The 9,835-nt window shown below is 43.9% G+C and carries 10 protein-coding genes; 5 read left to right on the forward strand and 5 right to left on the reverse strand.

The genetic code is table 11. The features are described from left to right. Positions 1–28: 28 nt before the first annotated feature. The 3 genes from A3756_RS07240 to gpmI all read right to left on the reverse strand — a co-directional run bounded on the left by A3756_RS07240 (position 29) and on the right by gpmI (position 4,344). Entirely contained in the window at positions 29–1,486 is a 1,458-nt protein-coding gene (locus A3756_RS07240; RefSeq protein WP_068511265.1) for a S41 family peptidase, read from the reverse strand. 19 nt (positions 1,487–1,505) lie between these two features. Next, on the reverse strand, positions 1,506–2,648 hold the full coding sequence (locus A3756_RS07245) for a murein hydrolase activator EnvC (protein ID WP_068511263.1): 1,143 nt from the start codon (positions 2,646–2,648) through the stop codon (positions 1,506–1,508). A gap of 163 nt (positions 2,649–2,811) precedes the next feature. Beyond that, complete coding sequence (gpmI, locus tag A3756_RS07250) at positions 2,812–4,344, reverse strand: 2,3-bisphosphoglycerate-independent phosphoglycerate mutase (protein WP_068553192.1); 1,533 nt, start codon at positions 4,342–4,344, stop codon at positions 2,812–2,814. Between the two features lie 335 nt (positions 4,345–4,679). Between gpmI and A3756_RS07255 the strand changes: the two genes are divergently transcribed. From A3756_RS07255 to A3756_RS07270, 4 genes are all read left to right on the forward strand, one after another. Further along, positions 4,680–5,096 carry a rhodanese-like domain-containing protein gene (locus A3756_RS07255; RefSeq protein ID WP_068508189.1) on the forward strand — a complete coding sequence of 139 codons (417 nt, stop codon included), beginning with the start codon at positions 4,680–4,682 and terminating at the stop codon, positions 5,094–5,096. A 24-nt stretch (positions 5,097–5,120) separates the two neighbouring features. Then, positions 5,121–5,372, forward strand: a complete 252-nt coding sequence (gene grxC / locus A3756_RS07260; RefSeq protein ID WP_068511259.1) for a glutaredoxin 3 — start codon at positions 5,121–5,123, stop codon at positions 5,370–5,372. A 145-nt stretch (positions 5,373–5,517) separates the two neighbouring features. Further along, positions 5,518–6,036: a protein-export chaperone SecB gene (gene secB / locus A3756_RS07265; RefSeq protein ID WP_068511257.1), complete on the forward strand. Its 519-nt coding sequence runs from the start codon at positions 5,518–5,520 to the stop codon at positions 6,034–6,036. A gap of 105 nt (positions 6,037–6,141) precedes the next feature. Beyond that, a complete protein-coding gene (locus A3756_RS07270) occupies positions 6,142–6,630 on the forward strand; it encodes a tRNA (cytidine(34)-2'-O)-methyltransferase (protein ID WP_068511345.1) in 489 nt (162 codons plus the stop codon). On the opposite strand, the gene A3756_RS07275 is transcribed toward A3756_RS07270, so the two are convergent. Next, complete coding sequence (locus A3756_RS07275; protein ID WP_068511343.1) at positions 6,600–7,847, reverse strand: multifunctional CCA addition/repair protein; 1,248 nt, start codon at positions 7,845–7,847, stop codon at positions 6,600–6,602. The genes A3756_RS07270 and A3756_RS07275 overlap by 31 nt on opposite strands. 28 nt (positions 7,848–7,875) lie before the next feature. Beyond that, positions 7,876–9,192 (reverse strand): conjugal transfer protein TraF, encoded by a 1,317-nt coding sequence (traF, locus tag A3756_RS07280; RefSeq protein ID WP_068553194.1) that lies wholly within the window; start codon positions 9,190–9,192, stop codon positions 7,876–7,878. A gap of 430 nt (positions 9,193–9,622) precedes the next feature. Between traF and A3756_RS28675 the strand changes: the two genes are divergently transcribed. Continuing rightward, positions 9,623–9,835, forward strand: a 213-nt coding sequence (locus A3756_RS28675) for a hypothetical protein (RefSeq protein WP_231875507.1), incomplete at its 3' end; no start/stop codon positions are given.

Raw genomic sequence — 9,835 nt, forward strand, 5'->3', positions numbered from 1 at the left:
GACTACTGTACTGAGCTTGAGGAGATAGTTACTCACCTTGTGGCGTGCCTTCTTCAGCTAGGTTTTCAGCCTCAGTTTGGCTCTCTGGTGTTTTGACGGAAGAGTTCTTTTGCTTAACTTTTAGAATATCCAAAGCCTTTAGCAAACTTAAAGCTTCCTGAAGCTGGAAGTCTTTTTCCAGCATGGATTGTTGACGAGAAACTTCTGAGTCTTCGCTTTCTTCTTTGCTGGATTCATTCTTATTTTGGTTGCCGTTACTTAAGTGACCGGCTAGATCAGACTCTCGATAAAAGGCTTTGGTTTTTTCTTCACTCAACTTGGCTCGGTTAACTTCTATATCGGGCTCGATACCTTGCGCCTGAATCGAGCGGCCATTAGGGGTATAGTAGCGGGCCGTTGTTAGCTTAAGCCCATATTCAGCATCAAGAGCCATGACGTTCTGTACAGAGCCTTTGCCGAAGCTCTGTGTTCCCATTATGACTGCCCGATTGTGATCTTGAAGTGCTCCGGCCAAGATTTCAGAAGCTGATGCGGAGCCTCCATCAATAAGAACGATAATGGGTATGCCATTAGCATCGTCACCAGGTGTCGCGTTAAAGCTTAAATCGGCTTCGCTAGCACGGCCTTTTGTATAAACGATGAGACCTTCTTCAATCAACTGGTCGGCAACTTCTACTGAAGCACGAAGTACGCCTCCAGGGTTGTTTCTTAAGTCAATAACTAAGCCTGCAAGTTCTTCAGTTTCATCTTGAAGCTTTTTAAGGCCTTTGGCGAAGTCGCTACCAGTTTGTGCCTGAAATTGAGTGATACGGATGTAGCCGTACTGCTCATCAAGTACTAGCGTTTTGACGCTGGTTACTTGAATAATGTCACGTACGACTTTTATTTCTAATGGCTCGCGCTCGCCTTCACGGACGATGGTCAATGTAATCGGCTCACCCGCTTCACCACGCATCGTGTCAACAGCTTGATCAAGACTCATTCCTTTTACGGGTGTTTCATCTAATTTGATAATTAAATCGCCAGCCTCAATGCCTGCTTTCTGAGCGGGGGTATCATCAATCGGCGCAATAACTTTTACAAAGCCATTCTCCATACCTACCTCTATACCCAAGCCGCCAAATGTGCCTGAAGTGTTCTCTTGCAGGTCTGAAAATGCGCTTGGCTCAAGATAAGCTGAGTGTGGGTCAAGCCCTGACAACATGCCACGAATCGCATATTTTAGCAGGGTAGCGTCATCTATTTCTTCGACGTAGGCATTCTTAATTTTGCCAAATACATTGGTAAACTTTCGCAGCTCATTTAAAGGTAAGGGGGCAGTCGCTTGTTCCGAAGCTAAATTAGTATCTTGTATACCAGCACTTTCAGTTTGCTGGGAAAGTGCGGGCTGACTGAAAGATAAGCACCCAGCCAGAATAGCGCTGTAAGTGCAGATGCGTTTGCGGCGTGATGTCATTAAAGGTAAGGAACGAGAAACTAATTTCATTAAGTGGGTCCTGAAGAATTTATTTTCGTAGCCATCGGCTAGGATTTAAAGGCTTTCCGTCTTTTCTAATTTCAAAGTATAGCCCTGTTTCACTTTTTGCATTACTTTGCCCTGCATAGGCGAGAACTTCACCTGCTCTAACCCAGTCTCCGGTATCTTTTGCAAGGCTCTTATTGTTACCGTACAAACTCATGTAATTATTACCATGATCGATAATAATGAGCAAACCAAAGCCACGTATCCAGTTAGAAAATATAACTCTTCCAGAATGGATGGCTTGAACTTCCTGGTTGTTTTTTGTCTCAATATGAATGCCATTGAGCTTTAGCTTACCCTGAGCAATTCGACTACCAAAGCGCCCAATGACTTTACCTTTCGCAGGCCACGGAAGCTTGGTTTTTTGTTTGCTAAACGGAGCGGCGTCGTCAGGGAGGGGGATGTTGGCAATGGCTTGCTCTAATTCGTTCAGAAGCTTCTCTAGGCGCGCTTGGTCTTTGCGCATTTTTTCAAGACGCTGCGTGTTATTTTTTATATTGGCCTTGAGTTTTGCGAGTACCTGTTTACGAGCTGCTTGTTCTTTTTTCAGCTCTAAGCGCTGTTGTTGTTGAAGCTTATGCTGTTCGTGCAGTTTATTTTTCTTAACAAGTATTTTTTTCTCGGTATTTTTTATGATGTTAAGAATGTCTTGTACCTCGGAAATTTTTTCACTACGCGCTTCATTAATATAGGCAAAGAAACGCATATCCTTAGCAAGTTCCTGGGGGTTATTAGAGTTTAAAAGAAGTTTGGTTTGAGATTGTTCCCCGTGCAGGTACGCACGTTGTAATTGCTTTATTAAGAACGACTGCTGTTTTTTTAGCGCCTTTGTTTGTTGAGAGTGGTCTTTTTCCAGCTTTTTAAGCTCTTTGGTTTGCTTCGTTATATTTGCTTTGCTGGTACGAATTGACTTGCTTAGCTTGCTGATAGCTTTTTCTTGCTTCTCCAGTGCTTTTGAAAGCCCGGTTTTTTCAGTATTAGCGCGATTCAGCCAGCGATTGATTTTGGTGATGCTGGATTTAAGTTGAGCGAGTTCACGCTCAGAGTGTTCTTGAGAAACTTCTGCAAGACTTGGGTTTGCTACGAGTGAAGCTAACAAACAGAATGTAAGCAGAAGGTATTTCATCGATTAGTGAGGAGCCTTGAGAGCATGTTGATAATTAATACTAGCATGCATATTAAGTTAATCGACCAAGACATTAGAGGGTTCCTACAATCCACGAAGAGCATAAGAATACTCTAGTGCTCTTCTTAAAGGATTGATTATTATACACTGAGGCTATTGCAGACTATTTTCCGATTAGTGACATTCCCGTCATTTCTGAAGGGATATCGATAGACATCAAATCGAGCAAGGAGGGTGCGATATCGCTTAATTTACCACCGTCTTTGAGTGAAATGTCTTTATCACCTAAATATATCAGTGGTACGGGCAATGTGGTGTGAGCGGTGTGTGCCTGTCCTGAATTGGGATCAAGCATTTGCTCTGCGTTACCATGGTCTGCGGTAATCAAACATTGGGCCTTACTTTCTTCAAGTGCGGTTGCCACACGTTCCAGGCAGCTATCGAGGCATTCTGCTGCTTTGACAGCGGCTTCGAGTTTTCCTGTGTGGCCAACCATATCGCCGTTAGCAAAGTTGCAGACAATCAAATCATATTCTTGACTCTTAATCGCTTCGACCAGCTTGTCAGTAACTTCAGGAGCGCTCATTTCAGGTTTTAGGTCGTAGGTTGCTACATCTGGAGAAGGGATGAGTTCGCGAGTTTCGCCTTTAAATAATGCTTCCCGGCCACCACTGAAGAAAAAGGTGACGTGGGCATATTTTTCGGTTTCAGCAATTCGAAGTTGGGTTTTATCCAGCGTCTCCATGTATTCACCCAAGCAATTGGGTAGGTCCATTGGAGGGTAGGCACAGCTAGTTGCAATGTCTGCAGAATATTCCGTTAGCATGACAAAGTCGGCAAGCTTAGGTGCCTTGGATTTCTCAAAACCTTCGAAATTTGTATCAACAAAGCTTCGGGTTAATTCGCGTGCTCTGTCTGCTCGGAAGTTCATAAAGATAACCGCATCGCCGTCATTGATCTGGCCAGAGTTCGCATCTCCAATGGCTGTGGCTGAAACAAACTCGTCGTTTTCGTCACGCTGATATGCCGCTTCAAGTGCTTGAGTAGGCGTTTCGTAACGATAATCAGACTGTCCTTCAGTTAAAAGGTCATAAGCTAGTTTTACACGATCCCAGCGATTATCTCTATCCATCGCGTAGTAACGGCCGACCATGCTAGCGATTCTACCAATACCTAGATCAGAAAGTTGCTTTTCCACAGCTTCTAGAGAGGGCTGTGCACTGCGCGGAGGTGTATCTCGGCCATCGAGGAATGCGTGAACGTAAACTTCTTTGGCGCCTTTTGTTGCCGCTACTTTAATGGCTGCCTGGATGTGGTCGATATGACTGTGAACACCACCCGGAGACATTAACCCCATAAGATGGATTGCTTTGCCGCTTTCTACTGCGCTGTTTATAGCTTTGCAGATGGCTTCGTTATTTTCGAATGTTCCTTCGTCAATATCCTTGGTGATACGGGTGTAGTTTTGGTAGACGATTCTTCCGGCACCGAGGTTCATATGACCCACTTCAGAATTTCCCATTTGCCCATCAGGTAGGCCCACGGCCATGCCAGAGGTTTGAATCAGGCTATGAGGACGCTCTTGCCAAATTTTATCCCAAAAAGGTGTGCTGGCTTGACGAATAGCATTTGCATCGGTTTCTTCACGGTGGCCCCAGCCATCGAGAATGATTAGTGCGGTGGTCTGTTTACCCATATTAACGTACTACCTAATGTAAAGTTTTAAACGGCGCGCAGTGAACCTCGTGAAATTACTCTCATACAAGGTTCCAATAGTGACGCGGATTTTACCGTTATTTTGGACGGTTGGCGACCTAGAGTGTCAGAATTAATTAGTGTGTCGTTGTTTAGTTGTTCTCGCTGCATTAGGTTCTAGCTATTGAGGTGCCAGGAGGGGCGTGTGTATAATGCGACTCCTTTTGCGTGAGGCTATGGAGTAGAGCGAGTGAAACAAGATTTACTGGCGCTACTCAGGGCAGAGCTTCTACTTTATCTGGCAATTTAGCCGGTTTTACTGTTGTGGACTGAGTAATGGATCGTTTATTTGAATTTATTGGTAATCATATTGAGCTTTCAGGTTTGTTTGTCGCGTTGTTGGCTGCACTATGGTTTACCGAGAGATCGCGTTCTGGAAGAGCCGTTAGTCCTCAAGAGGCGACGCTTTTACTAAATAAAGATCAGGCTGTGATCGTTGACTTACGTGACAAGAAAGACTTCTCTGAAGGTAAAATTACAGGTGCCTTGCATATTCCTTTTGCAAACTTGAAAGAGCGATCGACTGAGCTGGAAAAATATAAGGATAAGCAAATTATCCTGGTAGATAAAATGGGTCAGCACTCTGGAATGGCGGGTAAGACTTTGCAGGCAGAAGGTTTTGAGAATGTCTGCCGTATGAGTGGTGGTATTGCTGAGTGGAAAAATAGCAATATGCCTCTGGTTCGTAAATAAACACAATAGCTAAGAGTCAATAAAATGGTCGTAATGTATTCTTCAAAATTCTGCCCGTTTTGCTTTCGTGCTAAAGCGCTTCTTCAAAAAAAGAAAGTAAACTTTGATGAAATTCTAGTGGATGCAGATCCATCTATCAGGCAAAAGATGATGAAAGAATCTGGCCAGCATACAGTGCCACAAATCTGGATTGGAACAACTCACGTAGGTGGCTGTGACGACTTATTTGCTTTAGAGGCAAAGGGTGAGCTAGACGCTTTATTGGAGACCTTATAGCTTATAAGGTTATTCCTATCGCAAAAACTAAAAAAAGAGCTTGATAGGCTCGCATTTTTAACTAGCACCGCCTAGTATTTAACTTTTGGCTCGTCAGCTTAAGTTTTACGAGCTGTTATCAAATTATCAAGAATTAGGATCCATCATGTCAGAGAATGAAACGCCTGAAGTTGGCGCTCAAGAGGAACAGCAGCCACAAGTCAACTTTGCCCTACAGCGCATCTATGTAAAAGATATTTCCTTTGAGTCACCGAACTCACCCATGGTTTTCCAGAAACAATGGAAGCCAGAAGTGAAAATGGATCTCAATACTAAAAATGCTGGTTTAGGTGAAGATCACTATGAAGTAGTTGTTTCAGCTACTTTTACCGTTTCAGTCGAAGGTATGACGGCTTACATTGTTGAAGTTCAGCAAGCGGGCATCTTTAAGCTTGAAGGTCTAGAAGGTATTCAATTGGCACAAGCGCTAAATGCGTTTTGCCCAAATCTTCTATTCCCTTACATGCGTGAAACTATTGACACAGTTGTCGTTAAAGGTAGCTTCCCGGCAATGATGGTTGCACCGGTTAACTTCGATGCTATCTTTGCTCAAGCTGTAATGAAGAAGCAAAAAGAAGCGCAAGAAGCGGCTGAGAAAAAAGCGGGTAGTGAGTCTACTCACTAAGCCTCTTGTTATGAAAGAAGAAAGCAGTGCTATGTCGCACTGCTTTTTTGTTTGAGCGCATTTTTTTGTTATTTCTATTTTCCCTATTTGGTTGATATTAAATATATGTTCCATATCGCACTCTATGAACCTCAGATCGCCCCCAATACAGGTAATATAATTCGTCTGGTTGCGAACAACGGTTGTTATCTTCATTTAATCGAGCCATTGGGGTTTGATCTAGAAGAAAAGAAACTTCGACGTGCGGGTCTGGACTATCGAGATATGGCAAACGTAACGCGCCATAAGGACTATGCTTCTTTTCTTGAGGCTGTTGAAGGGCGGCGAATTATTGCATGTACAACTAAGGGGAGTGGGCCTCATGATCAGCTCACTTACCAGGAAGGTGACGTATTATTGTTTGGTTCTGAAACGGCAGGGCTGCCCGATTCAGTTTTAGCGAGTATTCAGTCAGAACACAGAATCCGCATTCCAATGATGGTCGATAGCAGAAGCCTAAACTTGTCCAATGCAGTGGCAATCATAAGTTATGAGGCTTGGCGTCAGTGCGGATTTAAAAATGCTCAGCTAGTGGGCGAGTTTTCTCCTTCATAAGTGCTTTTTATCTGCTTTATTTTTTCTTTTCGTAAACGGTCTAGCTGCTCGCCAATTTCTTTCCCTTTGTAGCCCTCGGCAACGATCTCTTTTGTGGTGATTAAGCTGAGAGTGTGTAATATCCGGCTAAAAAGATCTGCTTGTTGGTATTGCGCCTTTTCAAACCCGGTCCTACCTCGTGAGTCTGCCTTGCTGCACAGTAATATTTCTGCAAAGCGCTCAGGGCGTCTAAAGGCGTCGCACTGCTTTAAAACTTTCAGAATGGTTTCACTTCTTAACTCAAAAGCTTTATGGATGTGCGTGTGATATTCACTGCATAAACATGCCAGGTCTCGGTATTCATTCGGTACTCGATTTCGTTCACAGAGCTTCTTTATCGGCTCTAAACCTAGGCGCTCATGGCCATGATGGCTTGGCCATTTTTCAGGGGCGGTACAAGCTTTTCCCAAGTCGTGTGTAAGAGCAGCAAAGCGAACTTGTTTTGATTGGCTTAGTTGACTAGCTTGCTCCAAGGACATGAGAGCGTGGATGCCACAGTCGATTTCTGGGTGGTACTTTTCTGGCTGAGGAATGCCAAATAGCGCATCGATTTCCGGGAATACGACTTTCAGGCAGCCAACTTTTCTAAGTGCTTCAAAATAAATCCAAGGGGACTTTTCACTTAGTGCTCGTTCAGTTTCTTGCCAGATACGCTCAGGGACTAAATGATTTGCCTCACCTTTCAGAACCATTTTGCTCATGAAATCGAGTGTTTCGTCAGCTATTTTAAAGCCGAGGTGATAAAAGCGAGCAGCGAAACGAGCCACGCGTAGAATTCTTAGTGGGTCTTCTGTGAAGGCTGGCGAGACGTGCCTGAGTAGTCTGTTCTTCAGATCGTCTTGACCGCCATACGGATCAATCAGCTCACCGTCTGCGCTCATTGCCATCGCATTAATGCTTAGGTCTCTTCTGATAAGGTCTTGTTCTAAAGTGATTGATTTTGACGTGTCAAAGCTGAAGCCTTGGTAGCCCTGACCGTTTTTACGCTCTGTCCGCGCAAGAGCGTACTCTTCTCTAGTTTTGGGGTGGAGAAATACAGGGAAGTCTTGGCCGACCTGGGTAAAGCCTTGTTTAAGCATCTCGTCTGGGTTGCTACCTACTACGACCCAGTCTTTATCCTTGCTGTTAATTTCGAGCAAAGAGTCACGTACAGCACCACCCACAAGGTAGGTTTTCATCACATTCAAGCCCACGGGAGAGAAAGAGCTAGAATGCTAAACCAAATCCTATCGAACCGCCAGCTTCTACTTCACTCAGCATAAATGCAGCCTCAATATTGAAGTGGCGTGGCTGGTATAAAAAACCAGCTGTTAAGGTGTGATCTTCTTTTGAGGCCTCTTCTGTTTCAGCAATATTGAAGCGCGCACCTGCACGTAAGTGGAAGTCATCTCTCCAGTAATACTCACCACCAAAAGATATGAAGCGGGTATTGCCTTCGAAGGCGAACACTTCATCTTCGTTTAGATCAATATCAAGCGTCATCATATAGTCTTCACGGTAAGTGGCTAAACCCACTTTATAGCGTGCTTGAACTGAAGGCTTGCCTCGAGGTAATTCATCAGTGGGTACGGGAGGGGAGAATGTTGAAATGTCGGTTGGAAACATATTCATTCCAGAAATACCGAATACCCACTCGCCTTCTAGCCACCAACCATCCAGGCCGAATTCTTCACGTAAAAAGTTGTCGGTAAACAGGATTGCTAAGCCTATATCTACGTTCCATTCTAGGTTGCTATCACTAGGTCTGTCAGCCGGAGCGTTATTCACATCGTATTCATCTAGCGGCCTTGAAACTTGAGATGCATTGAACTGAATCAGTTTGGGTGTAAAACCCCACGATATGGGCATGTTATAATCAATAACATTGGTTGTAGCGACGGTTGCGCCCATTTCTTCATAGTCAAATTGAGTGCTTTCAACCGATGAACTTAATAGGTCTTCAATACCTGTGGATTCCGCAAGGCCAGTAGTTTCTACTTGTCTAACAATGTCATCAATAGTTGCTGCATCTTTATTTAGGATGGTGCTTACTTTGCGAATTTCACGGCGAGTGTAGAAATTGATAGTTAGCGGGTCAGTATCCACTAACAAGTTAAAGTTATGCATTTCATCAGAGCGATATGAGCTAAAACTTTTTTCACTTAGAGAGTCTTTTAGAAGTTTAGCGGTATCTCTGGTGTCGCTAATATCTCCGCTGTTAGCGGCGTTGATAAAGTCTTGTTCTATTGGTGAATTTTGATAGTCGAGAACGTCAGAGTTAAAAGACTCTCCGTAAAGCTGTCGCTGGCCACTATTTATTGCAAGATAGATCTTGTCGGGCTTATCGCCTCGGTTGAAGGCAATCAAAGCAGGGTTGTGAGCGGACGCGTTAAACTTTGAAGCTGAAGCAACACCGGTTCCGCCCATAGCCATGGAACGAGGGTCTAAAAATACTTTGTAGCCACTTAGTGCGGTTGAGCTATAAGCGAGACAAACTAAGCAAATGGCAAAGTTTGATAAGCTGAAGGTGGATCTGAAATTCATTATTTCCTTGTTCCTTGAGCGGGTCCTGACTAGTTAACTTATGCTGGCTAACGGTACGGTGACTGTACGTAGCTTGATCCGTAGAGGCAATTTTAACGGAAAGTCGAAAGTGACAACGACGGGCACGTCACGCTTTGTAACATAATGTCCAAATTCGTGGTAATTTTTTTGGCTTAACTGTGCTTATGTATTGAAGTCATTTAATGACTCTGTATTGCCGCCTAACAACCTTATTTGCCGCTTAGAGCTATGAAAACGGCAAGCGCTCTCCTGAATTGCTGCAAATTTTACAGTAATGACTTGGCACAGGATTTTCATAGTGATTATGAAAAACTCAGGTATTTGGCTCTTATTAACGCATTTAAGTATCTGTTGTTCGGGGTGTCTCGATGCGATCTTCGCTCACCATTTACTGGGAACCTAGTTTGATATGCTTGCTTTGAAGAATCTAGTCATTTTTTGTTTACTAACCGCTGCGCTCTGCTTTTCTCCGGCTCATGCCCATAAATATAAAGATAAGAATAGTGTGGGTACGATGAAGAAAGAGGAGAAGGAGCCGATTGAGCCTATTGTAGTCCGTGTTACGGGGTATGGCGCTTATGAAAGAAAGGAGGACTCGGAGTCAGAGTCGAAGCGTTTGATG

The organism is Oleiphilus sp. HI0086, assembly GCF_001635225.1.